Below are 25,415 nucleotides of genomic sequence, written 5' to 3'. Positions count from 1 at the left end.
TCTTCCGTAAGTTGCCCTGAGCGCGGTGCGGTCGGCGAGATCGGCGGAAAGCCGTGTCTGGACCCTGTCCAAGTGTAGTGACAGGAGTAACGAACAAGCCAATCAGGCGTGTCCTGCCGAGCTGCGCCGTGCGATACTGCGGGCCCGCACGCACTAGACTCTTTGCGGCCCTCGAACCGGCCGTCGATCCAGGGAGAACCATGCGCTTCATCAATCCGCCCACCACGGACCTCACCTACTCGGACGTGTTCCTCGTCCCCTCCGCCTCGGAGGTCCTCTCCCGCTTCGACGTCGACCTGTCCTCCGACGACGGCACCGGCACCACGATCCCGCTCGTCGTCGCGAACATGACGGCGGTGACAGGGCGGCGCATGGTCGAGACCATGGCGCGGCGCGGCGGCATCGGCGTCCTTCCGCAGGACGTCCCGGTCGAGGTCATCGCGGAGGTCACGTCGTCTGTCAAGGACCGCCATCCGGTCTTCGAGACGCCGTTGAAGCTGCAGCCGGGCAACACCGTGATCGACGCGCTGCACCTCATGCACAAGCGCGCGCACGGCGCGGTGCTCGTGATCGACGACGGCGGCGCGTGCGTCGGGGTGGTCAACGCCTCGGACTGCGAGGAGGTGGACCGCTTCGCCTCGCTCGAATCCGTCATGCGGCCGGCTCCGGCCGCCCTCGAGGCGTCGTTGTTCGACGAGGACCCCGCCGCCGCCCTGCAGAAGGCCTTCGAGGACCTCGACGGAGCCCGCGTGCCGCTCGCGCCCGTGGTGCGCGACGGCGTGCTCCAGGGCGTCATCACCCGGACCGGCGCGCTGCGCTCCACGATCTACGACCCCGCGCTCGACGCCTCGGGCAGGCTGCGCGTCGCAGCGGCCGTCGGCATCAACGGGGACGTCGAGGCGAAGGCCGCCGCCCTGCTCGACGCCGGTGTCGACGTGCTCGTCGTCGATACGGCCCACGGCCACCAGCGCAAGATGCTGGACGCGCTCGCCCTCGTACGCGGCCTCGACCCGAAGGTCCCCATCGTCGCGGGCAACGTGGTCAGCGCCGAGGGCGTCCGCGACCTCGTCGCCGCGGGTGCCTCCATCATCAAGGTGGGTGTCGGCCCGGGCGCCATGTGCACGACGCGCATGATGACCGCCGTCGGGCGTCCGCAGTTCTCCGCCGTCCACGAGTGCGCGCAGGCGGCCGCCGAACTCGGCGCCCATGTCTGGGCCGACGGCGGCGTCCGGTACCCGCGGGACGTGGCCCTCGCCCTGGCCGCCGGTGCGAGCCAGGTCATGATCGGATCCTGGTTCGCGGGCACCTACGAGAGCCCCGGCGACCTGCAGACCGACAGCAACGGCCGCCGGTACAAGGAGAGCTTCGGCATGGCGTCCGCCCGTGCGGTGCAGAACCGGACGCGGCGCGACGACGTCTTCGCGCGTGCCAGGAAGGGACTGTTCGAGGAGGGCATCTCGACCTCGAAGATGTACCTCGATCCGGCCCGTCCGGGTGTGGAGGACCTCCTCGACATGATCACGGCGGGCGTCCGCAGTTCGATGACCTACGCGGGTGCCGCATCGCTGGCCGAGTTCCGGGAGCGGGCGCTCGTCGGGGTGCAGTCGGCAGCAGGGTACGAGGAGGGGCGGCCGCTCCAGCAGAGCTGGTAGGTCCGTCCGGCCGTGCGGCCCTGCGCCGTCGGAGGAATTCCCGTGCGGCGGATGGCGACCAGCCGATAGACTGGTCTCCTTATGGACAGTCCTTCTAGGGGCCGGCTCGACGCCGGCGCACCCTCTCCTCTTGCCCATCCCCTGCCCGAGCCCGGTCTCCCGCGTCCTGTCGACGCCGGCCCCGACCAGGACGCGGAGACCCTCCCGTCCGACGCGGCGGACCCCCTCAGACGCGGACCGCTCCGTCCCCGTCCCGGTGCCACCGGGGAGGGGATGTAGCGGTGGAATGGATCTACCTGGCCGCAGGCCTCCTGCTCGTCGTCGGGACCGGATTCTTCGTGGCCGTCGAGTTCGCACTCGTCGCCCTCGACCAGACCTACGTGCAGCGGGCCGTCGATGACGGCGACACGAAGGCCGAACCGCTGCTCCGGTGCCTGAAGTCACTGTCCACCCAGCTCTCGAGCTGCCAGCTGGGCATCACCCTGACGACCCTGCTCACCGGCTATGTCATGGAACCGTCCGTCGGGCGGCTGCTCGAGGCGCCGCTGGGCTCCCTCGGGCTGTCGGAGGCGCTGGTCGCCTCGACGTCCCTCATCATCGCGATGATCCTGGCGACCCTGCTGTCCATGCTCATCGGAGAGCTCGTTCCCAAGAACCTCTCCATCGCGCTGCCCTTCAACGTGGGCAAGGCCCTCGCCCGGCCCCAGCTCCTGTTCACGGCCGTATTCAAGCCGGCCATCATCGTGCTCAACGGCTTCTCCAACCGGGTCCTCAATGTCTTCGGCCTCGAGGCGAAGGAGGAGATCTCGGGCGCCAGGACGCCGTCGGAGCTCTCCTCCCTGGTGCGCCGCTCCGCGGAGATGGGCACGCTCGACCAGGGGACGGCGAACTTCCTCGCCCGGACCTTCAGTTTCTCGGAGCGCACCGCGGCCGACGTCATGACCCCCCGGATCCGCATGGAAGTCATCGACTCGGACCAGACCGTCGCCGACGTCGTCGAGGCCGCGCGCCGCACCGGCTACTCCCGCTTCCCCCTGATCGGGGATTCCGCCGACGACATCCGCGGAGTGGTCCACGTGAAGAAGGCCGTGGCCGTGCCGCGCCACAAGCGTGCGGAGCTGCCCGCGGGCACCATCATGACCGACGTCCTGCGCGTGCCCGAGACCGTGCACCTCGATTCGCTGCTGAGCGAGCTCCGTGACGCGAACCTGCAGCTCGCCGTCGTGCTCGACGAGTACGGGGGCACGGCCGGCGTCGCGACGCTCGAGGACCTGGTGGAGGAGATCGTCGGCGAGGTCAAGGACGAGCACGACAAGCTCAAGCCCGGCGTGCTGCAGAGTGCCGCGGGGGACTGGTTCTTCCCGGGCCTCATGCGGCCCGACGAGCTCACGATACAGATCCCAGGACTCGTGGTGCCGGACGAGGCGGGCTACGAGACGGTCGCCGGTTTCATCATGGCCGAGCTGGGCCGCGTGGCGGCGCCGGGCGACCGCGTGGAGGTGCCGGCCGGCACCCTCACCGTGGAGCGCATGGACGGACGTCGGATCGACCGCGTCCAGTTCGTGCCCGCCCCCGCGGCCTCGCGGGAGCCCGGGGGCGCGGCGGACGACGCCGTCGTGCCCGAGCACCAGGCGGTCCCGCAGGGCACGCACGGTGTGCCGGAGGTCCGTCCCGCCCTGGCCGGCAGTACGGCCGTACGGAAGGATGATCGATGAGTGACTGGGTAGGAATCGTCTGGCTCGTCGTCCTCCTGATGGGCAACGCCTTCTTCGTGGCGTCCGAGTTCGCCATCATGTCCGCGCGGCGCAGCCAGATCGAGCCCCTGGCCGACGAGGGCTCGAAACGCGCACGGACCACGATCTGGGCCATGGAGCACGTGTCGCTCATGCTCGCCTGCTCGCAGCTGGGCATCACGGTCTGCTCGCTCCTGATCCTGCAGGTCGCGGAGCCGGCGATCCACCACCTCTTCGTGGTGCCGTTCGAGGCCCTGGGGGTTCCGGAGGGACTCGCCGACGGCGTCGCCTTCGCGCTGGCCCTGGTCCTGGTCACCTTCCTTCATGTGACGTTCGGCGAGATGGTGCCGAAGAACATCTCGGTCTCCGTCGCCGACAAGGCCGCTCTCCTCCTGGCGCCGCCGCTCGTGATGATCGCGCGGGTCGTCAACCCCGTGATCTCGTCGCTCAACTGGGCGGCCAACCACATCCTCCGGGCCCTGAGGGTCGAACCGAAGGACGAGGTCTCCTCGACCTACACGCTGGAGGAGGTGCAGTCCATCGTCGAGGAGTCGACCAAGAGCGGCCTCGTGGACGACGAGTCCGGCCTGATCACGGGAGCTCTCGAGTTCTCGGGTCAGACGGCCGAGACCACCATGGTGCCCCTCGGCGAGCTCGTGACCGTCCGCACCGACGCCACGCCGGAGGACTTCGAACGTGCCGTCGGGCGCACCGGGTTCTCGCGCTTCGTCCTGGTGGACGAGAACGGCAACCTCACGGGCTACATGCACCTGAAGGACATCATGTCGATGCCGCAGGCGATGTACCGGCGGCCGATCACGGAGAACAAGGTGCGGACGCTCGCGAACCTGTCGCTGGGCGACGAGATCGAGGACGCGCTGACGGTCATGCAGCGCACCGGGTCGCACCTGGCGCGCGTGCTTGGCCCCGACGGCTCCACCCGCGGCGTCCTCTTCCTCGAGGACGTGATCGAACAGCTGGTCGGCGAGATCCGGGACGCCACCCAGAACCAGGGCGCCCGCCGCACCGGCGAGGGGATCGGCGGCACGGAGACTCCGGTCCGCTGACGATCACGGGAATGCGAACCGTTCGCGTTTCGGTTATGCTCGAATCGCTAACGTAAATAATTCTCATTAGTTTGATCGAGGTTCCGATGCCCGTCTCCCGCCGTCTCGCCGTGCCCGCCCTCCTGGCGGCCTCCGCCCTCGCCCTCGCAGCCTGCGGGGACGGGGCCGCAGCGGGTGCGTCCGGCGATGCCGGTGCGGGGGAGCAGCTCAGCATCGTCACCTCCACCAACGTCTACGGCGACATCGCCGCCACGATCGGCGGGGACGACGTCGCCGTGACGTCGATCGTCGACAGCCTCAGCCAGGACCCGCACTCCTACGAGGCGACCGTGCAGGACAAGCTGTCGGTGTCGGAGGCCGATCTCGTGATCGAGAACGGCGGGGGATACGACACCTTCCTCGGGCGGCTCGCCGGGGAGACCGGGGTGGAGACGGTCCTCGATGCCGTCGAGCTCTCCGGACTCGACGAGGGTGCCGCGGAGGAGCACGCCGACGAGGGCGAGCACGCCGGGGAGGAGGGGCACGGGCACGGGGGCTTCAACGAACATGTCTGGTACGACCTGCCCGCGATGGCGAAGCTCGCCGACGCCGTCGCCGACGAGCTCGGCACGCTGGACGAGGCCAACGCGGACGCGTACCGCGACCGGGCCGACGCCTTCATCACGGAACTGCAGTCCGTCCAGGACCGGCTGGCAGCCCTCGCAGCGGAGGGACCCGGCGGCGTCGTGGCCGTGACGGAGCCGGTGCCGGCGTACCTCCTCCAAGCCGCGGGCCTCGAGGACGGGACGCCGGAGGAGTTCGGCGAGGCGATCGAGGAGGAGACCGACGTGCCCGTGGCGGTCCTCGAGGAGATGAAGACGCTCGTCTCCGGCGGCACGCTCGCCTTCCTTGCCTACAATGGCCAGACGGAGGGGGCGCAGACCGAAGCCGTCCGCGCCGCTGCCGACGAGGCGGGACTCCCTGTCCTCGACTTCACCGAGACGCTGCCCGACGGCGAGGACTACATTTCCTGGATGACGGCCAACACCGATAGCATCGAGGCCGCCCTCCGATCCTGAGGACCACCGCGACGACAGGGTCGGGCCTCCGCCGGTTCGACCCGGTACTCCACCCCCGACAGACTGGAAGCCGCCCCGCATGACCCCGACGACCTCCCGGCCGGCACGCTCCCCGCACGGGGCGGCGGGCAGGCCGGCGATCAGCCTGCGCGGCGCCGCCCTCTCCTTCGGCAGCCGCACGCTGTGGGAGGACCTCGACCTCGACGTGATGCCGGGCGAGTTCTTCGCCGTGCTCGGCCCCAACGGATCGGGGAAGACCAGCTTCCTGAAGGTGCTCCTCGGACTGCAGCCACTCGACTCCGGAACGGCGACCATCGACGGCCGGCCGATCGCCCGCGGCAGCAGGACCCTGGGCTACATCCCGCAGCAGAAGTCCTTCCCGCCCGAGACCCCGCTCCGGGCCCGCGACCTCGTGGGACTCGGCATCGACGGCCATCGGTGGGGAGTGCGGATGCGGAGCCGGAGCCACCGCGACCTGGTCGACGGCCTCCTGCGCGACGTGGGTGCGTCGTCCTACGCGGATGCGCCCGTCGGGCTCCTCTCGGGCGGTGAGCAGCAGCGGCTGCGGGCGGCCCAGGCGCTCGCCACCGATCCGCGCGTGCTCCTGTGCGACGAGCCCCTGCTGTCGCTCGACCTGAACCACCAGCAGGCGGTGAGCTCGCTCATCAACCGGCAGTGCCACGAGAGGCACAGCGCCGTGGTGTTCGTGACCCACGAGATCAACCCGATCATCGACTACGTGGACCGCGTGCTCTACCTCGCGGACGGCAGGTTCCGTGTCGGTTCGCCCGCGGAGGTCATGACGAGCGAGGTCCTGTCGGACCTCTACGACAGCCCGGTCGAGGTCCTGCACAGCAACGGCCGGATCGTCGTCGTCGGACTGCCGGACGCGACCACGCACCACCACGAGGGCGTGTAGGCATGGACGTCCAGGACATCGTCGAGGCCGTCTTCACCTTCGACAACTACGCGCAGCTGCTGCCGCTCGTCCGCAACTCCCTGATCGCCGGAGCGGTGCTGGGCGTGCTGGGCGGGCTCATCGGGACGTTCGTCATGATGCGGGACCTCGCGTTCGCGGTCCACGGCATCGCGGAGCTCTCCTTCGCCGGGGCCGCCTTCGCGCTCCTCGTCGGTGCGAACGTCGTCGCCGGTTCCCTCGTCGGATCGGTGCTCGCCGCCCTCGTCCTCGGGCTGATGGGCATCCGTGCGCGCGACAGGAACTCCATCATCGGCGTCGTCATGCCCTTCGGGCTCGGCCTGGGTATCCTCTTCCTCGCCCTGTACGAGGGGCGCGCGGCCAACAAGTTCGGCCTGCTCACAGGCCAGATCGTCTCGGTCGACGACGTGCAGCTGAACCTGCTCCTGGGGTGCGCCGTCGTGGTCATCGTCGCGCTGATCGCCATCTGGCGGCCGTTGACCTTCGCCAGCGCCGACGCCGATCTCGCAGAGGCCCGCGGCGTACCCGTGCGGGGACTGTCGATCCTCTTCATGGTGCTGCTGGGTGTCTCGGTGGCCCTGTCCATCCAGGTCGTCGGCGCGCTCCTGGTCCTCGCCCTGCTCATCACGCCTGCCGCCGCGGCCCTGAAGGTCACCTCGGCACCGGGGCTCGTCGTGCTCCTCAGCGTGGTCTTCGCCTGCACCTCCGTGGTGGGAGGGATCCTGCTCGCGCTCGGAGGGCGGATCCCGATCAGCCCCTACGTGACGACGATCTCCTTCGCGATCTACCTGGTGTGCCGCCTGATCGGGTCGCGACGCACCGCCCGCAGGTCGCGGAGAGCAGTCCTGTCGTCCGGGAGAGTCCGAGCTGCGGGAGATGGGCGGCAGGGAGTCTGAGCTAGGGCTCCTGGGTCCGGTCCGGTTGGCTGACGGCGTCCGCGATCGCCTGCTCCATGCTGCGCAGGAAGCGGGTGACGGTCTCGGTCTCCTCGCTGGTCAGGGAGTCCGCCGCGGCCAGGACACCCCGCTTCTCGATGTCGAAGGCCGTCCGGAAATCGTCGGTCGCCTTGTCGCCGGGCTCGAGGAGGACGGCGCGACGGTCCACGGGATGGCGTCGCCTGCGGATGAAGCCGGCCCGCTCGAGCCGGTCGATCACCAGGGTGGTCGACGCGCTCGAGATGCCGAGGGCGAGGGCGAGGTCCTTGGGGCTGGCGCCCTGGTCCCGCTGCCATACGCCGAGCAGGTGGCGGAGCGCTCCGAGGTCCGTCTCGTTGATGTTGAGCCGTTGGCTCAGGCGGCGGCGGAGGCCGCTCTCCACCGTCCGGTAGGCCCTCAGGGCATTGAGGACGTCGACACCCGTCGCGGCCTGCCCGGTCCCGCCCTCGTCGGACGGGGGATACCAGTAGCCCGCTCCCTGCCGTGCCTCCGAAGGTTTCATGCCTACATCTTAGACCAACTAGTAGTCAATCTATCTAGGTAAGCCGGGACATTTCCGCGACGGCGCTCAGGCCTGGTGGGCGGCCGGGGTGGGGGAGGGGAACTCGAGGGTCGTCATGGCGACACCCAGGGCGGCGAGGAACCGCGCGGTGGTGCGGCATTCCTCGGGTGAGAGGCCGCCGGCGATCGCCATCATCCGCTCGTGCAGGATGCCCATGGTCGAGCGGACCTCGTCATCGGTCGCGGCCGTCGGCCAGATCTCGATCACACGGCCGTCCGTCGGGCTCCGCCGCCGTTCGGCGTGACCGCTCTTCTCGAGGCGGTCGACCAGGACGGTCGTGGCCGCGGTGGAGATCTCGAGCTCGCGTGCCAGTGCGGCCGCGCTGAGCGGATGCCCGGACCGGCCCGCGTGCAGCATGAGGCGCAGCGCCGTCATGTCCGTCTTGCCGAGGTGCATGGAATCGCGGCTCCGGCCCCGCATGAAGCCCTCCGCGTTCCGGTAGCGCCGCACGGCGTCGACGAGCTCGTCGACCTGGCCGGCGCGGTCGCTCGGGGAGCCGGCGGGCGTCGGGTCCGCCTCGGACGGGGTGGAGCTGTCGGAAGACATCACCCCTCCAGCGTAATCGACGGCACCGACGCCGTCAGGGCCTCCGGGACGGGAGCGGGGCTCCTTGTCGGGGGCGAGCCCGCGGGGCTGCGCCTCCGAGGTCAGGATCGTCGTGCCGCCGTGCAGTCGGGGCACAGCCCGTGGATCTCGACGGTGTGCGCCGCGTCGGTGAAGCCGTGCTCCGCGGCGATGCGCGCGGCCCACTGCTCCACGGCCGGCGCCTCGATCTCGACGGCCTTCCCGCAGTTCCTGCACAGCAGGTGGTGGTGGTGGTGCTCGACGGCGCAGCGCCGGTAGACGGCCTCGTTGTCACCGTTGCGCAGGACGTCCACCAGGCCGTCCTCGGCCATGGACTGGAGGATGCGGTAGGTCGTCGCGAGCGAGACGGACTCGCCGCGGTCGTGCAGCAGCCGGTGGAGTTCCTGCGTGCTCACGAAGTCGTCCAGCTGGTCGAGCGCAGCGCCGACGGCGACCCGCTGCCGCGTGACGCGCTGTTCGGACCCCTTCCGCGCCGGTGTCTCCTGCTGGGCGGTGGGTCCTGCCGGTGGAACTGCCTCGGATGTCGTTTCAGGCGTCATGTCATACCCTTTCCGCGGGCACTCGGAGGCCCTGGACCAGAGTCAAGATTATCAGCGCCGCCGCCGGTAGTCTGGGCCCATGCTGATGACCAAGTTCTCCCATTCCTGCGTCCGGCTCGAACAGGACGGCTCCGTGCTCGTGATCGATCCGGGGACGTTCTCCGAGATCGAGGAGGCCCTCGCAGGTGCCTCGGCCGTCCTGGTCACGCACGAGCATCCGGACCACATCGACGTGGACCGGGTGGTCGCGGTGCTGTCGGCCGACCCCTCGGTGGAGCTCTGGGCGCCGCAGGGTGTCGCGACCGCCGTCACCGAGGGCCTGGGTGACGCCGCGGGGAACCGGATCCACTCCGTGGCGGGGGGCGAGGAGTTCTCGGCAGCGGGCTTCGGCGTGCGGACCTTCGGCGGCCAGCACGCGCTGATCCATCCCCTGATCCCGGTCATCGCCAACGTCGGATTCCTGGTGGGAGCGGTCTACCATCCAGGGGACGCCTTCATCGTCCCGGACGGCGTGGACGTCGGCACGCTCCTCGTCCCCGTGCACGCGCCCTGGTCGAAGCTGGCCGAGGTGGTCGACTTCGTGGCGTCGGTCCGTGCGCCCCGCGCCTTCCAGATCCACGACGCCCTCCTGAACGAGACCGGTCTCGGCATGGTGGAGGGCCACGTGACGCGCCTCGGTTCGCGCTACGGCACGTCCTTCCGCCACCTCGCGGTCCGCGAGACCGTCGAGGTCTGACGCGTCAGGCGACGGATCCCGTCGCCGGCCACCTGCCCGACGAGAAGAAGCCCTCGAGGATGCCCAGCGCAGGCGTGGGGTCCAGGCCCTGCCGGGCGAGCCATGCGTCGTCGTCGTACGTGGCGGCGTAGCGGCTCCCCGAGTCGCACATCAGCGAGACGATGCTGCCCGTGCGGCCGTCGGCGATGAGGTCGGCAACGAGCTGCCAGACACCCCACAGGTTCGTGCCGGTGGACGGCCCGGCATGCAAGCCCGTCAGGGTGCGCAGGTGCCGGGCGGCCGCGACGGACGCCGCGTCCGGGACACGGATCATGGTGTCGATCACGGACGGCACGAAGCTCGGCTCGGGGCGCGGCCGGCCGATCCCCTCGATGCGGGACGGCCGCCCCACGGGTCGCGACCCGGGCTCCGCCCACGCGGGATAGAACGCGGAGTTCTCCGGGTCGACGACGGCGAGGCGGGTGGGGTAGCGGTGGTACCTGAGGTGGCGCCCGATCGTCGCGCTCGTACCACCGGTCCCCGCGCCGACGACGATCCACTCCGGCAGCGGATGGGCTTCGAGTGCGAGCTGACCGAAGATCGATTCGGCGATGTTGTTGTTCCCCCGCCAGTCCGTGGCCCGCTCGGCGAAGGTGAACTGGTCCATGTAGTGGCCACCGGTCTCCTGCGCGACGGCCTCTGCCGCGGCGTAGACCTCGGAGGCGTGCTCCACGAAGCGGCACGTCCCGCCGTACTGCTCGATCAGCGCGATCTTCTCCGGGCTCGTGGTGCCTGTCATGACCGCGATGAAGGGCAGGCCGAGGAGCTGGGCGAAATAGGCTTCGGACACCGCGGTCGAACCGCTCGAGGCCTCGACGATCGTCGTCCCCTCGGTGATCCAGCCGTTGACGAGGCCGAACAGGAACAGGGACCGGGCGAGCCGGTGCTTGAGGCTGCCGGTGCGGTGGGTCGATTCGTCCTTGAGGTAGACCTGCACGCCCCAGTGCGCGGGGAGGGGCACGGCGAAGAGGTGGGTGTCGGCCGAGCGGTTGGCGTCCGCCTCGATGCGCTGCACGGCGTCGTCGGACCAGACTCTGGCGGCGGCGGGGAACCTGGACATCCGGCCAGCCTACAAGCTGTCGCGGGTCCACGACGGGCGCTGCCGGGAAGGTCCTTGGTGTCGGGACCGCCGTGTGGTGGACTGGCGTCCATCAGGACCGGGCGTAGCCACCACCGCGATCCGGTCACCCGTCCCGACAGGAGATCTCGATGAAGACTCTGATGGATGTGCAGGAACTGCAGGACCGGATGACCTCCGGCGCGCAGACCCTCCTGCTCGATGTGCGCTGGGCCCTGGGCGACCCCCATGGCCACGAGCACTACCGCGCGGCCCACATACCCGGCGCCGTGTACGTGGACATGGAGACGCAGCTGTGCGCGCCCGGCGGGCCCGGTCTCGGCCGCCATCCGCTGCCCGCCGCCGACACGCTGCAGGAGGCGGCCCGCCAGTGGGGCCTCAACGACGGTGACACGGTGGTCGCCTACGACGAGTCGGGCAATCTGGCGGCGGCGCGCCTCTGGTGGCTCCTGAGGGACGCCGGCTTTCCCTCGGTCTGCCTGCTCGACGGCGGCCTGACGGCATGGCGCGCAGCCGGATTCGACGTGGAGGGCGGGGAGGAGCGGCACTGCGTCGGCTCCGTCCGGCTGTCCGCGGGCCATATGCCCGTGGTCTCGATCCCCGACCTGCTCGAACCGGCGGACCGCGGCCTGCTCCTGGATGCACGCGCCGGGGAACGTTACCGTGGCGAGTCGGAGCCCGTGGATCCGCAGGCCGGCCACATCCCGGGGGCCGTCAGTGCGCCCACGGCGGACAACCTCCGTGACGACCGGCGCTTCCGCCCGGCCGAGGAACTGCGGCGGCGTTTCGGTGCGCTCGGCGCGGACCGCGGACGTGTCGCGGTGTACTGCGGCTCGGGCATCACCGCAGCCCACGAGATCGCGGCCCTCGACATCGCAGGCATCGACGCCTCGCTGTTCCCTGGCTCCTGGTCGCAGTGGTCGACGACGGCAGGGCTTCCCGTCGCGACGGGCGCCTGATCCCCGCGATGCGCCGGCGGCCGGCCCGCGGCGGGCCGGTCTGGCCCGCCACGGGACGGCAGGGTAGCGTCGGAGCATGAACCCAGGACGTCCCGTACCGCCGCCCCTGCGCGGCGGCGTCGCGCTGACCCCCGGGCCGGCGCACGGCGACGTCCCGTCGGACGAGGCCCCAGGAGGATCGATGAGCACGCTGTTCACCCGGATCATCAACGGAGAGGTCCCCGGCCGCTTCGTCTGGCAGGACGACGACGTCGTCGCGTTCCTCACGATCGCCCCGATCACCCCCGGCCACACGCTCGTGGTGCCGCGCCGGGAGATCGAGCACTGGCTCGAGGCCGACGCCGGGACGCTCTCGAAGGTCATGGCCGTCGCCCAGAGGATCGGGAAGGCCCAGGAGGAGGCTTTCGGCGCGCGGCGCGTGGGGGTCCTGCTCGAGGGCTACGAGGTGCCCCATCTCCACGTCCACGTCTGGCCGACGCAGTCGCCGAAGGACTTCGACGTGAAGCGGGTGGACCTCGCGCCCGATCCCGCCGCCATGGACGGAGCCGCAGAGGCCCTGCGCGATGCCCTGCGGAAGGCCGGCCACGGAGCGAACGTCCCCGACTGACCGGGCGGGCACGATGCCGTCGCGGGACCTTCCCGACCCGGTGGTCCGGCCCCGTACCTCGAGCGCCCTCGGGCGGCTCGAGGCCGCGCGGCACTCCCGGCTCGTCCCGTCCCTTGACGGGCTGTCGCCGACCCCTCCTACCGCGCGGCGGCGAGCGCCTCGTTGAGGGCCGTCCGCACCCGCTTCTCGGACACCGAGTACGCGGTGCCGAGGTCCTGGGCGAACAGGCTGACCCGGAGTTCCTCGATCATCCAGCGCACCCGTGCCAGCGAAGCGGGCCGGTGTCGTCCCGCGGCGAGCGACGCGACGGCGTCGTCGTACTCGTCCTCGAGGCGCTGGATGACGGCCGTGGCGAGCCCGTCGCGCTGCACATTCGTCGGGAGCTTCTCGAGCCGGACCTCGATCGCCTTCAGGTAGCGGGGCAGGTGGGCGAGCTGGCCGTAGCCCGTCGCGGCGACGAAGCCGGGGTGGACGAGGTGTTCGAGCTGGCTCCGCACGTCGTTGAGGGCCGTGATCAGGGCGAGGCTCGTGGTGCCCCGCAGCTGCTTCTGGATGCGGCGATGGCTCGAGAGCACCTTCTCCACCGTCGCCGTGACCGTGAAGACGGTATCGATCAGCTCGGCCCGCACCTCCTCGTACAGGCGGTTGAAGGCCTCCTCGGTCCAGGGCAGCTCCTCCGGGACGAGCTTGTCGATGGCGGCCAACGAGCAGTCACGGATGAGTTCGGCGACACTGCCGTGGGGGTTCTGGCTGAACGTGAGTTTCTCGGTGTTGCTCAGGTGCTCCAGGACGTACTTGGCGGGGCTCGGGATGCGCAGCGACAGAAGCCGGATGACGCCCGCCCGCATGACGGTCGACTGCTGGCCGGCGTCCGGGAAGACCTTCAGGCCCACCGACGTGCCCTCGTCGACGACGGCGGGGAAACCGGTGACGCGGTGGCCGCCGATGGTGCGGGACACCTCGCGCTCGATCGTGCCGAAGGCCCACGTGGTCTCGCCGGTCCGCTCGGCCACCGCGGGTGCCTCCGCCACGGCGAGGCCGCCGCGGGCCGGTGCCCCGCCCGGGGCGGCCTGTCCGCCGCGGGCGGCGGCGTCCGCGGATCCGGCGTTCCGCGCGGCGCCGCGTCCCGCATGGTCGGTCCTGCCGTTCCGGCCGGCGGGTGCGGTGGCGGCCTTTCCCCGCCCACCACGGCCGGGTCCGCCCGCGGGTCGCATGCTGCCCGGGGTGGCGCCCAGTGACTGCGCGATGGCGCGGCTCACCGCGGGTGCCAGGGACTCCTTGAGCGCTTCCAGGTCGCGGGACTCGTCGAGCACGCGGCCGTCGGCGTCGACGATGCGGAACATCATCAGCAGGTGCGGGGGGACCGCCGACCAGTTCCACGACCCCGGCGGGACGATGTGCCCGCGCAGGCGCCGCAGCGCGAGTTCGAGGGACGCCTCGAGGTCGTCCTGCGCCGGGTCGAAGTCGGCGGCCAGGGCGGCGACGGCGGTACGGGCGACGTCGGGCGCCGGCACGAAGTTCTTCCGCACCTGCTTCGGCAGCGACTTGATGAGCGCCGTGACGAGTTCCACGCGCTGGCCCGGGATCTGCCAGCGGAAGGGCTTCGGGTCGAGCTGGTTGAGGAACAGGACCGGGATGGTCACCGTGACGCCGTCGTGGGCGCCCGGTGTCAGGGGCGAGAACTCGTAGGCCAGGGGCAGCTCGAAGCCCGCCTGGTGCCACACACTCGGGAAGGCCGCCTCGTCGAGCTCCGCGGCGTCCTCGCTGAGGAGTTTCTCCGGATCGAAGTCGAGCAGGTCCGGCTGGTCCTGGCGCGCGGTCTTCCACCACGAGTCGAAATGGCGCTCCGAGACCACCTCGGTGCCGATCCGCTGGTCGTAGAACTCGAAGAGCGTCTCGTCGTCCACGCGGAGGTCCCGCCGTCGGAGGCGGTTCTCGAGCTCCTCCACCTCGGCGAGGCGGGCCTGGTTGCGGCTGAAGAACGTGTGGTGCGTCTTCCAGTCGCCCTCGACGAGGGCATGCCGGATGAACAGCTCCCGCGCCACCTCCCGGTCGATCCGCCCGTAGTTGATGCGGCGCTGCGGCACGATCGGCACGCCGTAGAGCGTGACCTTCTCGTACGCCATGACCGAGCCCATCTTCCTCGACCAGTGCGGCTCGCTGTAGGTGCGCTTGACGAGGTGCGGCGCCACCTGCTCGGCCCACAGCGGGTCGATCCGGGCGACGACACGCGCCCACAGCCGCGAGGTCTCCACCAGCTCGGCGGCCATGACCCAGTCGGGCGACTTCTTGAACAGCGCCGAGCCGGGGAAGACGGCGAAGCGGGTCCCGCGGGCACCGGCGTACTCCCGCTTGCGCTGGTCGTAGAGGCCGATGTTGCTCAGCAGACCCGAGAGCAGGCTGATGTGGATCTGCTCGTGCAGCCCGACCGGGTCCACGGGACCGGCGGGCAGGGTGATGCCGAGCGGCTTCGCGAGCTGGCGCAGCTGCTGGAAGAGGTCCTGCCATTCCCGGACGCGCAGGTAGTTGATGAACTCCGCCTTGCAGAGCTTCCGGAACTGTGTCGAGGAGAGCTCATCCTGCTTCTCCTGCAGGTACCGCCACAGGTTGAGAAAGGCCGTGAAGTCCGAGTTCTCGTCCACAAAACGCTTGTGTTTCTCGGCGGCCTGCTGCTGCTTCGCCGGCTGGTCCGCCGAGGGCCGCTCGCGCGGGTCCTGGATGGTCAGCGCGGCGGCGAGGACCATGACCTCCTTCACCGAGCCACGCGAGCCCGCCTCCACGATCATGCGCCCGAGGCGGGGGTCCACGGGGAGCTGCGCGAGCTTGCGACCGACGGCGGAGAGGCCACCGTCGTCCTTCAGCGCCCCCAGTTCACGCAGCAGGGCGACGCCGTCGTTGATCGCCTTCGTCTCCGGCGGCTCCACGAAGGGGAACTCGGCGATGTCCTTGGGACTGCGCGTGACACCCATCGCGGCCATCTGGAGGATGACCGCCGCGAGGCTCGTCCGCAGGATCTCCGGCTCGGTGAAGGGCCTGCGCGACGCGAAGTCCTCCTCGGAGTAGAGGCGGATCGCGATACCGTTCGAGACACGTCCGCTACGGCCGGAGCGCTGGTTCGCCGACGCCTGCGAGACGCGCTCGATGGGCAGCCGCTGCACCTTCGTGCGGTGGGAGTAGCGGGAGATGCGGGCGGTCCCCGTGTCGATCACGTACTTGATGCCGGGTACGGTCAGCGACGTCTCGGCGACGTTTGTCGCGAGGACGATCCGGCGGTGGCTGCCGGTGGGACGGAACACCCGGTGCTGCTCCTCGAGCGAGAGCCGGGCGAACAGGGGCAGGACCTCCGTGCCGCGCAGGCGGGCCGTGGACTGGATCCGTGCCCGGAGGGCATCGGCGGCGTCGCGGATCTCGCGCTCGCCGGAGAAGAACACGAGGATGTCCCCGGGGGCTTCGAGCGAGAGTTCGTCCACGGCGTCGCAGACGGCGTCCAGCGGGTCGCGCTCCTCCTCGAGCTCGCTGTCCGCGCCGCCGTCCCCGTCGTCGAGCCCGCCGGGCGGCTGGTCGAGGGGCCGGTACCGGATCTCGACGGGATACGTGCGCCCCGAGACCTCGATGATCGGGGCGGGGGAGGTGTCCTCGACGGCGGCGTCGGCCGCAAAGTGGGCGGCGAAGCGCTCCGGGTCGATGGTGGCCGAGGTGATGATGACCTTGAGGTCGGGCCGTTCGGGCAGGATGCGCCGGAGGTACCCGAGGATGAAGTCGATGTTGAGGCTGCGCTCGTGGGCCTCGTCGATGATGATGGTGCTGTACTTGCGCAGCATCCGGTCGTGCTGGATCTCGGCGAGCAGGATCCCGTCCGTCATCAGCTTGATCTTCGTCTTCCGGCCCACCGACCCGGTGAAGCGGACCTGGTAGCCGACCTCCTCGCCGAGGTCCACCTGCAGTTCCTCGGCGATGCGCTCGGCGACCGTACGTGCCGCGAGGCGCCGCGGCTGGGTGTGGCCGATCAACCCGTGCTCGGCGAGGCCCAGCTCGAGGCACATCTTCGGGATCTGCGTCGTCTTACCGGACCCGGTCTCGCCGGCGATGATGGTGACCTGGTTGGCCGCGATCGCGGCCATGATGTCTGCCCGGCGTTCCGAGACGGGAAGGTCCGCGGGGTAGGAGATTGTCAGTGCCATAGTTGCCTGCCAGTCTAGTTGCTCGCACCCGGCGGCAGGCGGGCGTTCACTGAGGGCAGGCCTCCGTCACTCGTGGGCGTCGGCTCCGGAGCGGACACCGGTCGCAGCGGAACGGCGCAGTCGCTCGGCCACGACGAGGGCGCGCTCGCGCATCTCGGCGGGCTCGAGGACCTCGAAGTCGATGTCCCAGCTCGCGAGGTAGGCCAGCGGGAAGTCGAGGGAGTCGAAGCCTGCCCGGAGGAGCGTGTGCCCGTCGCCGTCCGCCTCGAGCGTGCCGGTGCTCGACGGGACGCGCGCCTCGAGTTCCGCCAGGGGCGCGGAGAACCGGATGACGGCGTCGTACGAGTAGGGCGACCGCGTGATGGACTCTTGGACGTAGGCCGCGAGGTCCGCGGCGGGCAGCGGGCGGGGCGCGAAGCGGTCCCTCGCCACGGGGACGCTCTGGCAGCGATCCACGCGGAACGTCCGCCAGTCCTCCCTCGAGCGGTCGAAGGCCACGAGGTACCAGCGCCTGCCCGTGTCGACGAGGCGGTAGGGCTCGACGATCCGCCGGGACGATTCGCCGTCGTGCCGGTCGTAGCGGAACGCGACGCAGCGCCGCTCCGTGATGGCCGCCGAGAACGCCGTGAGCACCTCGGGGTTGACCGGCGTGCTGGCCGCCGCCATGCGCGTCACCGCGGAGCGGAGGCCCGAGAAGCGCGGGCGCAGGCGGGGCGGCAGGACCTGTTCGAGCTTCGTGAGGGCGCGGACGGACGCTTCCCCGACCCCGGAGACGGGGCTGGCCGTCACCGCCGTCAGCCCGATCGCGACCGCGAGCGCCTCGTCGTCGTCGAGCAGGAGCGGCGGGAGCTGCGCGCCGGCGCCCAGCTGGTAGCCGCCGGCCACGCCGGGGGAGGCGTTGATCGGGTAGCCCAGGGTGCGCAGTTTCCCGATGTCCCGGCGGACGGTGCGTTCGGTGACATCCATGCGCTGCGCCAGGGCCGGTCCGGTCCACTCCCGCCTCAGCTGCAGGAGCGAGAGGAGTTGCAGCAGGCGGGCCGACGTCTCGATCATGCCGCAACGGTACAGCGACCTGCGGACAGCTGCTGTCCGCATCACGCGTTGTGCGGGGAGCGCGTCCGCCGGGTGTGCGGCCACGTCCTGCCTCGGGTCGTGCCCTTCCTCACCCGCTGTCCCGCCGGCTGCAGGACCAGCCACAGCATCCACCCGGCCAGGGCGGCCGTTCCCACGAGGACCGCGAGGAGACTGGGTGCGGCGTCGTCCACGAGCAGCGCCAGGGCGGCCACGGGCTGCGCTGCCGCCTGGATGCGGAGGAAGGACAGGCCCAGCTCGGCGAGGGCGGTCCTGCTGATCCAGCCGTGCAGGGGCAGTGGCAGGAGCAGGAGGTAGAGGACGAAGACGGCGTGCAGTCCGGCCACGAAGACAGGGAGCCACAGTGACCCGGCAGGCACGTTGACCGCGTAGGCCACCACCAGGAGCAGGAGGGACAGCGAGACAGGCCCGATCGACGGGGCCACGGCCGCACCCGCCGCCACGACGACGGGCAGCAGGACCCACGCGGAACCGTTCCAGACGACACCCCCCAGCAGGACCGCGGCGAGGGCCGTGGCGCACCGCACCAGCCACAGGGGGACGAGCCCCTGCCGGTCGGGCACCGCCGGGACGCCGCTCCGCGCCCGGCGCCGAGGGATCACGGTCCCCTCCAGGCGGTGCTCCGGCCTCCGCGCCGGTCGGCCTGCCGAACAAGCAGGCGGAGGCCTGCGTCGAGACCCGTGTCGGCCCCGGGATCCGGGTCGGAAGCCGCAGCGAACCCGTCGCGGCCGGTGTCCACCCCTGCCGCCGCCATCCCGCGGAACACGGGGATGCCCCCGTGCCGCAGGTCGTCGAGCAGGAGGCGACGGCGCAGGAGGGTGAGCCGTACCGCCAGGGACTGCGCCGTCGTCGACTCCGTCCTGTGGAGCGGCGGCACGCAGTCGACGCCGGCGACGAGGTGCCCCTGGGCCTGCCACAGGCGCAGGAGGCGGGCGGGCTCCTCATCGAGGAAGGCGGAGAACACGACGACGACGGCACCCTGCGGAGGGACGGGGTCGCGTCGCCGTCGCCGTCGCGGCACCACCGACGTTCCGGCCAGGCGGGTCCTGACCTGCTCCAGGTGCCGCGCACCCGCGGCCGAACGCAGGGCCCGTCGGGCACCCGACAGGTCGGCGAGCCCCACGCGGTCGCCGACCGCCAGGTAGGACGCCGCCACCGTCGCCGCGGCGGTACGCGCCACGTGGAGGGATGCCGGGGCAATGCGCGGCGGATCAGCGACGAACCAGTCCCCGGTCGACGCCGGAAGGTCGTGGGCCTGGTCGACGACGAGGAACACGGATGCCTCGGCATCGGCGAAGGTCCGGCGGACCATGAGCCTGTCCTGGTCGGCCGATCGGCGCGCGGTGGCCCGCCAGTCGATCCGCCGGAGCCGGTCACCCGTCTGCAGGGGTGCGATGGACCGCAGCTCCCCGCCCTCGCCGGGGCGCCTCGACGCGTGGGTCCCCGCAAGGCCCACGAGGCGTCGCGAGGCTGGATGCGCGAGCAGTGGTCCCACCGGCGGGAGGATGCCGACCCGGACCGGGACGGCCTGCGCGAAGCCCGTCGCGTCCGAGAGGTCTGCCCGGAAGCTCGCCGCGCCGTACGCCAGGACCTCGAGCTCCCCGGACGGCGGTGCATCCACGAGCACCGAGCACTCCTCGTCCGACCGCAGGACCAGTGCGTCCGGCCGGCATCCCGCCGCGGCCAGCGTGGTCGCGACGAGCCGCTTCTGCGCGGGCTCCGCCTCCTGCTGCGGTGCGAGCAGGAGGCGGAGGCGTGAGCCCCGGCCCTCGGCGCGCCGCTCCACCGTGATGCGGGCGGGTGGGCCCGCGCCGACGCGCATCCCGGTGCGGCCGGACAGGGCGAGGAGTGCGAACGGCGTGGCGAGGGCGACCGTGTCCGCCCGGCCCGACACGAGTCCGGCCACGACGCAGACCAGGGTGAGGACCACGGCCAGGGCCCAGACGGGGGACCTGCCGTCCCGGCCGCTGCTAGCCATGCGGCGCGGTCGACGGCGTCGGGATCTCTGCTAGGACGTCCCGCACCACCGTCTCGGCAGCAACGCCCTGCGCCCAGGAGGACGGCGTCAGCGTGAGCCGGTGAGCGAGGACGGCGACGGCACCGTCCTTCACGTCCTCGGGAAGGACGAAGTCGCGGCCGTCGAGCACCGCGAGGGCGCGGCCGAGCAGCACGAGCGCCTGGGAACCACGGGGCGAGGCGCCCACCTCGACGGCGGGGTGGCTGCGCGTCGCTGCCGTGAGCCGCACCGCGTAGTCGATGACGTCGTCGTCCACCCCCACGGACTCGACGGCCGCCTGTAGGCGCAGCAGGCCGTCGGCCGTCGTGACGCTCTCCACCCGCGTCTCCTCCTGGCGGCGCGAGATCCTGCGCGCGATGATGTCCCGCTCGCCTGCCGGGCCCGGGTAGCCGAAGCGCAGGCGCACCAGGAAGCGGTCCAGCTGCGCCTCCGGCAGCGGATACGTGCCCTCGAACTCGATCGGGTTGGATGTCGCGAAGACATGGAAGGGCCGCCGGAGCGGCAGTGTGGTGCCTTCCGCGGACACCTGCGCCTCCGCCATGGCCTCGAGGAGGGCGGACTGGGTCTTGGGTGATGTCCTGTTGATCTCGTCGGCGAGGAAGAGGCCCGCGAAGATCGGGCCGGGCCGGAACTCGAACTCCCGCGTGGCGGGGTTGAAGATCGACGAGCCGGTCACGTCGGAGGGCAGCAGGTCGGGCGTGAACTGGAGCCGGCGGAACTCGAGCCCGAGCGCCTGCGCGAGGGTCTTCGCCGCGAGGGTCTTCCCGAGGCCGGGCAGGTCCTCGAACAGGACGTGCCCGCCCGCGAGGACGGCGGCGAGGGCCAGGCGTAGCGGATCCTCCGCGCCGACGACGACGGTCCCGGTGCGGTCGAGCACCTGGCGTCCCACGCGCGCGGCCTCGAGCGGATCCCCGTCCCCGGGATCGGCGGTACCGCCTGCCGCACCGGTCAGGTCGGCGTTCCGGGCTGTCATGGTCTCTCCTCGTGCCGGGCGGCGGGAAGGGTGGCCGCGGATGGGCGGGCGTGCGTCCGGGAGCCTGTCGACGTGGCTGCGATCCGGTCCAGCTCGTCGAGGAGGGACCGGATCTCGCGGTGCGTCAGGGTGGCGGGCCGTGCCCGCGTGAGGAAGGTCTCGAGCCCGCTGCTCCTCGGGACGTCCGGCCGCGCCGCGGCCAGGGACGCCGCGACGGCGTGCATCTCGAGGACCGCCCGCGTGCCGGGGTCGGCGGACGAGAGCGAGAACTCCAGCGCCTGCAGGTCCGCGAGGCCCCGGGCCTGCTCGGGCAGCGCCGGCAGGGTGGGGCGGGGGACCTCGATCGCTTCGAGGAGCCCGTTCGCGACACCCGCGGCGAGGGCCGCACCCACGAGGACGACCGCGTGGCGATCGTCGAGGCCGAAGAACCAGCAGGCGACGATCGCGAGCACGATCAGGACCCCGGTGACGGCCCACGCGGACGGTCTCACGGTGTCACCGCGGGCCGGGATGCGAGCGCGGCGGAGAGCTCTCCGACGGCGGCCACGGCCAGCTCGCGGTCGGCGGGGCCCAGGGGGAGGGACGGCCGGGCGCCGCGTGCCTGCCCGAAACGGGCGCGCTGGTACAGGCGGTTGAGCGCGACCAGCGGCCGGGCGGGAAGATCGAGCGAGGGAGCTGCAGCACGGGCGAAATCCGTCGAGGTCTGTGCCGGCCCGCGCCGCACGCCTGCCGCGGCGCACAGGCGTTCGAGGTCCAGCCAGCACCGGATGACGGCGTCGGAGGTGTCGGTATCGCCGGTCAGTGCGGCACGGAAGGCCTCGGTCCAGGCGGGAAGGGCATCGGCGGGCGGTGCCGGCGTCGCGGGTGGTTGAAAAGCTGCCTGGTCCACCACGCGGTCCTCCGCCGTCTGTCCCGTGCGGAACCGCAGCAGGTACCGCACGAGCAGCGCCAGTGCGGCCATCGCGACGAGCAGGAGGGCCGCCACCGCGAGGTCGCCGCCGATCACCAGGCGCTCGCCGTCCCCGGGCAGGATCTCCTCCTGCGCGGTCGCCGACGGCGCCACCAGTGGGCCGGAGGGGATGGCGGGAGCGTCCAGCACGGGACGGGCCGAGAGATCCCCCATGGAAGCGGCAGCGAGGACGGCGAGGACGAGCACGAGGACCGTGAGCACCGCGGGGACGCGGTCCGGCCGGGGCCGCTGCGGCTCACCGTTCGTCCCCACGTTCCCCCCGCCGGTAGGTGCTGGTCCGGCCCCGGGGGCCGCATCCTGTGGAGCCTACCAAAACAGAACCGCCGCCGGCCTGGTGGCCGACGGCGGTGGACTCTGCGTGAGTCGTTTGTGCCCTCGATAGGATTCGAACCTACGACCTTCTGCTCCGGAGGCAGACGCTCTATCCCCTGAGCTACGAAGGCGGACACGGGAACTCCCGTACCCGTTAGGGACTCGTAGAGCTTATCAGGTGGCGGTCGGGTCGGGAAACGCTCGTCGGTACCGACCGCGTCGCCGCCCCGTCCGGGTGTCAGTAGCCGAGGAAGGCATCGGTCCGGATGCGCGCGACGCCGGCCCTGCGTACCTCCGAGCGGATCCGCCCGAGGAACGCCGGCGACCCCGAGGCGAGCACCCTGCGTTCCCCGAGGTCCGGCACCGCGGTGAGGAGGGTGTCCGAGGTCGGCTCGGCGCCACCGTGGATCCACCGTTCGGGGAGTGCCGGCGCAGGCCCCGCCGTGGGCATGAACAGCACCACCCGCGTGCCGAGCTCGAGCAGCTCGTCGCGGAAGGCGATCTCCTGTTCGCTCCTGACCTCGTAGGCGAGGACGACGTCGCGCTCCTCGCCGCGCGCGGCGAGGTCGCGCAGCTGGCTGATGAAGGGGGTGACCCCGATCCCGCCCGCGGCGAGGAGCAGGGGGACCGACGGATCGCGCGGGAGGCTGAAATCGCCGCCCACGAGTGTCCCGGTGATGCGGGCCTCCTTCGGCAGCTCGAGGAGTGCCTTCTTGAAGGAACTGCCCGATGCGGTGGTCCGCAGGCCGAAGGAGAGGGCTTCCCTGTCCTGCGGGGCGGAGGTGATGCTGAAGATCCTCCGGCTGCCGCGGCTGTCCGCGCCGCGGTGCGGCATGGAGAGCTCCATGTACTGCCCTGCCCGGAAGCGCACGGGGCGGGCAGGTTCGAAGACGAGCTCGGTGCTGGTGGGTGTCAGCTGCCGCGATCCGGCGAAGGACAGCCGTACGCCGCGCCGCTGGCCCATGAGGAACGCGACGGCGTTGCCGATCAGGAGGGCGAACTCCGGGCCGAGGAAGACCGGTCCGACGGACAGCTGGAGCGCGAAGACCGCGCCGACGGTCCCGGCGAACAGCCACTGCTGCCAGCGGAGCGGAGGCAGGGTGAGCGGCTCCGTCATCATGAAACCGAGCAGGAACAGGACGGGGTACGACGTCAGGACGAGCTGCAGTCCGGTGCCCGGTGTCATCCCGGACCGGGCGAGTCCGTAGAGCAGGATGCCGACCGCCACGAGCAGGAAGACCGCCCCCATCGGGAGCTTCCGCGTGCGGTACAGGAGGAGCGCGGCGCCCAGTGCGACGACCGGGAGCATGTAGGGGTTGGCGACCCACCAGGCCGCGGCACCCACGCCGAGCAGGGTGGCGACCACGGCACCCGTCGCCGCGGGGTTGAAGATGTGCCGTCCACGGAAGGCCAGGAGGAACTTCGACGCACCGGCGGCGATTCCGGCCGCGAGGATGCCGCCGAGCCCGGACGCGGTGCTCGAGGGGAAGATGATCAGGAACACGATCAGTCCCGTGATGAGCGACGAGTCGGTGTGCGGACGCAGCCGCAGGATCAGGGCCATCAGCCGGGTCCCGATGATCGTCCCGCCGACCGCGGCCACGAGCGTCCCGCCGAGCTCGGTCGGGGTGTAGGCGAGGAGGCCCGTCAGCGACAGCGCGAACGCCTCCACCGTCAGCACCAGGAGCAGGATCAGCGTCAGCCGGTACATGGTCATGCGGCCCAGCAGGCCGTCGAGTGCTGCGGTCATGAGAACAGGGCTCCTGCGAGGGGGTCGGAATAGCGGGCGCGTCCGTCCGAGTACATCAGGACGAAGTCGAAATCGAAGGTTCCGGCGAGGTCCGCGGGGTCCGCGACGAACAGGGCGGTGCACAGGCCGTCGGCCGTCATGGCGTCCTCGGCGAGGACCCAGGTGGCGACGACGGAGTCCACGGTACGGCCCGTCCGGGCGTCGAGGACGTGGTGCAGGCCGTCCCCCCACACGCGGCGGTTGGCGGCCGAGGCGCACAGCGCGCCGGCGCCCAGTTCCACCGTCCCGATGGCCGACGACGGATCGTAGGGGTGCTCGAGGCCGACGGTGATGGTACCGGCGCCTGCCCGCCGCATGTCGCCGCTGGCGTCGACGACCACGTCCTCGTGGCCGGCAGCGACGAGGGCGCCGAGCATGAGGTCCACGAGCTGGCCCTTGCCCGCGGCTCCGACGTCCAGGAGGGCCGGCTCGAGCAGCGTGACGCCGTCGTCCGTCCACTCGAGGACGTCCTCCCAGGCCCGCGCCGGTGCCGGCGCCTCGGAGGGGACGAAGGAGTAGGCGGCGTCGTAGCCCTGGGCGGCGAGCCGCTCACCGACCAGGGGGGAGACGCCGCCGCCGGTGAGGTCGTACAGCGAGCGCAGGAGCCGGCCGAGGGGCGCCCCGTGGTGGGGCAGGGCGAGCCGTCCTCCGGTCCGCGCCAGCGCCGTGATGCCCGAGTCCTCCCGGAACCGCGAGTAGACGGCGTCGTACTCCTCGGCGAGTCGCAGCAGCCCGGACCTCTGCTCCGGTGCCAGGGGCGAGGCGCTGTCCACGCGCCACCGGGTGCCGATCGCGTCGAAGCCGAAGGTGTCCGCCACGCCGATCGGCCTAGAGCCGGGCCTCGCTCTTGATCTTGCCGGTCGCCTCGTTGAAGCCTCCGCTGGTCAGCGAGGACCCGGCCACCTTGTCCACGGAGAGCTCGTCGAGCTTCTTGCCGACGATCGCGTCGGAGATCCCGCCCGCGAAGCGTCCCTGGTACGTCTTCGTGGTCGGGTTGTCGGGCATCGGCTCGACCTCCACGGCTGTGACGACGTCGGCCTCCAGCGTGAGGGTCACCCCCACCTCCTCCGGACCGGCGGGGGACTGGTAGGAGCCGTCCTGGGTGTAGGTGCCGTCCTTGTAGACCTGGCCACCGGTTCCGGCCCCGCCCGGAGTCCCGGGGTCGGCGGGTGCGGCCGACCCGGCGTCGGGGTCGCCGGCCGCGGACGTCGTAGGAGCAGCGGCGGGTGCCTCGTCGGCAGGTGATCCGGCCTCGGCGCCGGCGCAGCCCGTCACGCCGAGGATCGAGACGGCGGCGAGAGCGGTCAGCACCCGTTGGTGGATGGAGAACTCCGTGCGACCCCGTGTTCCGGTCGGGGATGTCTCCGTCAGGCCTGTACTGGTCATGTGGTTGCTCCTGGTGATCGCCGGGCGGAACGCCCGCGCCGAAGAATTGGTTTAAACCGAAAGTAACGCGTCCGTACCGTTCAACGTCCTATTGCGGGATTCGTTTCTGCGCGCGCCGGAGACGGGCCTCGCAGGCCTGCTCGGGCCCGTGCCCCCTCCGGAGGCGGCGCATCCAGGAGCCGACATGGGCCGCGTCACGAAAATCAGG

General features: G+C 71.4%; 23 protein-coding genes and 1 tRNA gene. 9 read left to right on the top strand and 15 right to left on the bottom strand.

The window, feature by feature from the left end; all coding sequences use genetic code 11:
• Nucleotides 1-200 precede the first annotated feature (200 nt).
• From guaB1 to ACX80L_RS13865, 6 genes are all read left to right on the top strand, one after another.
• Entirely contained in the window at nucleotides 201-1,652 is a 1,452-nt protein-coding gene (gene guaB1, locus ACX80L_RS13890; protein ID WP_459290336.1) for a GMP reductase, read from the top strand.
• 281 nt (nucleotides 1,653-1,933) lie between these two features.
• Complete coding sequence (locus ACX80L_RS13885; protein ID WP_459290334.1) at nucleotides 1,934-3,367, top strand: hemolysin family protein; 1,434 nt, start codon at nucleotides 1,934-1,936, stop codon at nucleotides 3,365-3,367.
• On the top strand, nucleotides 3,364-4,452 hold the full coding sequence (locus ACX80L_RS13880) for a hemolysin family protein (protein ID WP_133080876.1): 1,089 nt from the start codon (nucleotides 3,364-3,366) through the stop codon (nucleotides 4,450-4,452). Before ACX80L_RS13885 ends, ACX80L_RS13880 begins: the two co-directional genes overlap by 4 nt.
• 71 nt (nucleotides 4,453-4,523) lie before the next feature.
• Nucleotides 4,524-5,510 carry a metal ABC transporter solute-binding protein, Zn/Mn family gene (locus ACX80L_RS13875; RefSeq protein WP_459290332.1) on the top strand — a complete coding sequence of 329 codons (987 nt, stop codon included), beginning with the start codon at nucleotides 4,524-4,526 and terminating at the stop codon, nucleotides 5,508-5,510.
• A 79-nt stretch (nucleotides 5,511-5,589) separates the two neighbouring features.
• Nucleotides 5,590-6,429 (top strand): metal ABC transporter ATP-binding protein, encoded by an 840-nt coding sequence (locus ACX80L_RS13870; RefSeq protein ID WP_208739951.1) that lies wholly within the window; start codon nucleotides 5,590-5,592, stop codon nucleotides 6,427-6,429.
• A gap of 2 nt (nucleotides 6,430-6,431) precedes the next feature.
• Nucleotides 6,432-7,343 (top strand): metal ABC transporter permease, encoded by a 912-nt coding sequence (locus ACX80L_RS13865; RefSeq protein WP_459290330.1) that lies wholly within the window; start codon nucleotides 6,432-6,434, stop codon nucleotides 7,341-7,343.
• 1 nt (nucleotide 7,344) lies between these two features.
• Here ACX80L_RS13865 and ACX80L_RS13860 read toward each other — a convergent pair whose 3' ends face one another.
• The 3 genes from ACX80L_RS13860 to ACX80L_RS13850 all read right to left on the bottom strand — a co-directional run bounded on the left by ACX80L_RS13860 (nucleotide 7,345) and on the right by ACX80L_RS13850 (nucleotide 9,068).
• Complete coding sequence (locus ACX80L_RS13860) at nucleotides 7,345-7,884, bottom strand: MarR family winged helix-turn-helix transcriptional regulator (protein WP_208739952.1); 540 nt, start codon at nucleotides 7,882-7,884, stop codon at nucleotides 7,345-7,347.
• A 66-nt stretch (nucleotides 7,885-7,950) separates the two neighbouring features.
• Nucleotides 7,951-8,490, bottom strand: a complete 540-nt coding sequence (locus ACX80L_RS13855; RefSeq protein ID WP_459290328.1) for a MarR family winged helix-turn-helix transcriptional regulator — start codon at nucleotides 8,488-8,490, stop codon at nucleotides 7,951-7,953.
• Between the two features lie 101 nt (nucleotides 8,491-8,591).
• The gene (locus tag ACX80L_RS13850; RefSeq protein ID WP_133080871.1) at nucleotides 8,592-9,068 is read right to left on the bottom strand and encodes a Fur family transcriptional regulator; all 477 of its coding nucleotides are present in this window, start codon (nucleotides 9,066-9,068) and stop codon (nucleotides 8,592-8,594) included.
• Between the two features lie 79 nt (nucleotides 9,069-9,147).
• Between ACX80L_RS13850 and ACX80L_RS13845 the strand changes: the two genes are divergently transcribed.
• Complete coding sequence (locus ACX80L_RS13845; protein WP_208739953.1) at nucleotides 9,148-9,804, top strand: MBL fold metallo-hydrolase; 657 nt, start codon at nucleotides 9,148-9,150, stop codon at nucleotides 9,802-9,804.
• Between the two features lie 4 nt (nucleotides 9,805-9,808).
• Here the strand turns inward: ACX80L_RS13845 and ACX80L_RS13840 are convergent, their stop codons facing one another.
• Nucleotides 9,809-10,903: a PLP-dependent cysteine synthase family protein gene (locus tag ACX80L_RS13840; RefSeq protein WP_459290327.1), complete on the bottom strand. Its 1,095-nt coding sequence runs from the start codon at nucleotides 10,901-10,903 to the stop codon at nucleotides 9,809-9,811.
• A 149-nt stretch (nucleotides 10,904-11,052) separates the two neighbouring features.
• Here ACX80L_RS13840 and ACX80L_RS13835 point away from each other — a divergent pair, with 149 nt between their 5' ends.
• Nucleotides 11,053-11,880 (top strand): rhodanese-like domain-containing protein, encoded by an 828-nt coding sequence (locus tag ACX80L_RS13835; protein ID WP_133080869.1) that lies wholly within the window; start codon nucleotides 11,053-11,055, stop codon nucleotides 11,878-11,880.
• Nucleotides 11,881-12,061: 181 nt separating this feature from the next.
• On the top strand, nucleotides 12,062-12,487 hold the full coding sequence (locus tag ACX80L_RS13830; RefSeq protein ID WP_459290364.1) for an HIT family protein: 426 nt from the start codon (nucleotides 12,062-12,064) through the stop codon (nucleotides 12,485-12,487).
• Between the two features lie 137 nt (nucleotides 12,488-12,624).
• On the opposite strand, the gene hrpA is transcribed toward ACX80L_RS13830, so the two are convergent.
• The 11 genes from hrpA to ACX80L_RS13775 all read right to left on the bottom strand — a co-directional run bounded on the left by hrpA (nucleotide 12,625) and on the right by ACX80L_RS13775 (nucleotide 25,207).
• Complete coding sequence (hrpA, locus tag ACX80L_RS13825; RefSeq protein ID WP_459290325.1) at nucleotides 12,625-16,668, bottom strand: ATP-dependent RNA helicase HrpA; 4,044 nt, start codon at nucleotides 16,666-16,668, stop codon at nucleotides 12,625-12,627.
• Nucleotides 16,669-16,734: 66 nt separating this feature from the next.
• Nucleotides 16,735-17,721 carry a WYL domain-containing protein gene (locus ACX80L_RS13820; protein WP_133080867.1) on the bottom strand — a complete coding sequence of 329 codons (987 nt, stop codon included), beginning with the start codon at nucleotides 17,719-17,721 and terminating at the stop codon, nucleotides 16,735-16,737.
• 41 nt (nucleotides 17,722-17,762) lie between these two features.
• On the bottom strand, nucleotides 17,763-18,362 hold the full coding sequence (locus ACX80L_RS13815; protein ID WP_459290323.1) for a hypothetical protein: 600 nt from the start codon (nucleotides 18,360-18,362) through the stop codon (nucleotides 17,763-17,765).
• Nucleotides 18,359-19,738, bottom strand: a complete 1,380-nt coding sequence (locus ACX80L_RS13810; protein WP_459290321.1) for a DUF58 domain-containing protein — start codon at nucleotides 19,736-19,738, stop codon at nucleotides 18,359-18,361. Before ACX80L_RS13810 ends, ACX80L_RS13815 begins: the two co-directional genes overlap by 4 nt.
• Nucleotides 19,731-20,750 (bottom strand): AAA family ATPase, encoded by a 1,020-nt coding sequence (locus ACX80L_RS13805; protein ID WP_208740068.1) that lies wholly within the window; start codon nucleotides 20,748-20,750, stop codon nucleotides 19,731-19,733. Before ACX80L_RS13805 ends, ACX80L_RS13810 begins: the two co-directional genes overlap by 8 nt.
• Entirely contained in the window at nucleotides 20,747-21,241 is a 495-nt protein-coding gene (locus ACX80L_RS13800; protein WP_208740067.1) for a hypothetical protein, read from the bottom strand. Before ACX80L_RS13800 ends, ACX80L_RS13805 begins: the two co-directional genes overlap by 4 nt.
• Complete coding sequence (locus ACX80L_RS13795) at nucleotides 21,238-21,972, bottom strand: DUF4129 domain-containing protein (protein ID WP_459290318.1); 735 nt, start codon at nucleotides 21,970-21,972, stop codon at nucleotides 21,238-21,240. The genes ACX80L_RS13800 and ACX80L_RS13795 overlap by 4 nt, the downstream gene beginning before the upstream one ends.
• A gap of 118 nt (nucleotides 21,973-22,090) precedes the next feature.
• Nucleotides 22,091-22,163, bottom strand: a tRNA-Arg gene (locus ACX80L_RS13790).
• A 107-nt stretch (nucleotides 22,164-22,270) separates the two neighbouring features.
• Nucleotides 22,271-23,782 (bottom strand): FAD-dependent oxidoreductase, encoded by a 1,512-nt coding sequence (locus ACX80L_RS13785; protein WP_459290317.1) that lies wholly within the window; start codon nucleotides 23,780-23,782, stop codon nucleotides 22,271-22,273.
• Nucleotides 23,779-24,639 (bottom strand): FAD:protein FMN transferase, encoded by an 861-nt coding sequence (locus ACX80L_RS13780; RefSeq protein ID WP_459269113.1) that lies wholly within the window; start codon nucleotides 24,637-24,639, stop codon nucleotides 23,779-23,781. Before ACX80L_RS13780 ends, ACX80L_RS13785 begins: the two co-directional genes overlap by 4 nt.
• Before the next feature lie 10 nt (nucleotides 24,640-24,649).
• A complete protein-coding gene (locus ACX80L_RS13775) occupies nucleotides 24,650-25,207 on the bottom strand; it encodes an FMN-binding protein (RefSeq protein WP_459290315.1) in 558 nt (185 codons plus the stop codon).
• Between the last annotated feature and the right edge of the window lie 208 nt (nucleotides 25,208-25,415).

Source organism: Arthrobacter sp. MDT1-48-3 (assembly GCF_054511015.1).
Note: the sequence above shows the minus strand (reverse complement) of the source record. Positions and strands in the feature narration are given on the sequence as shown.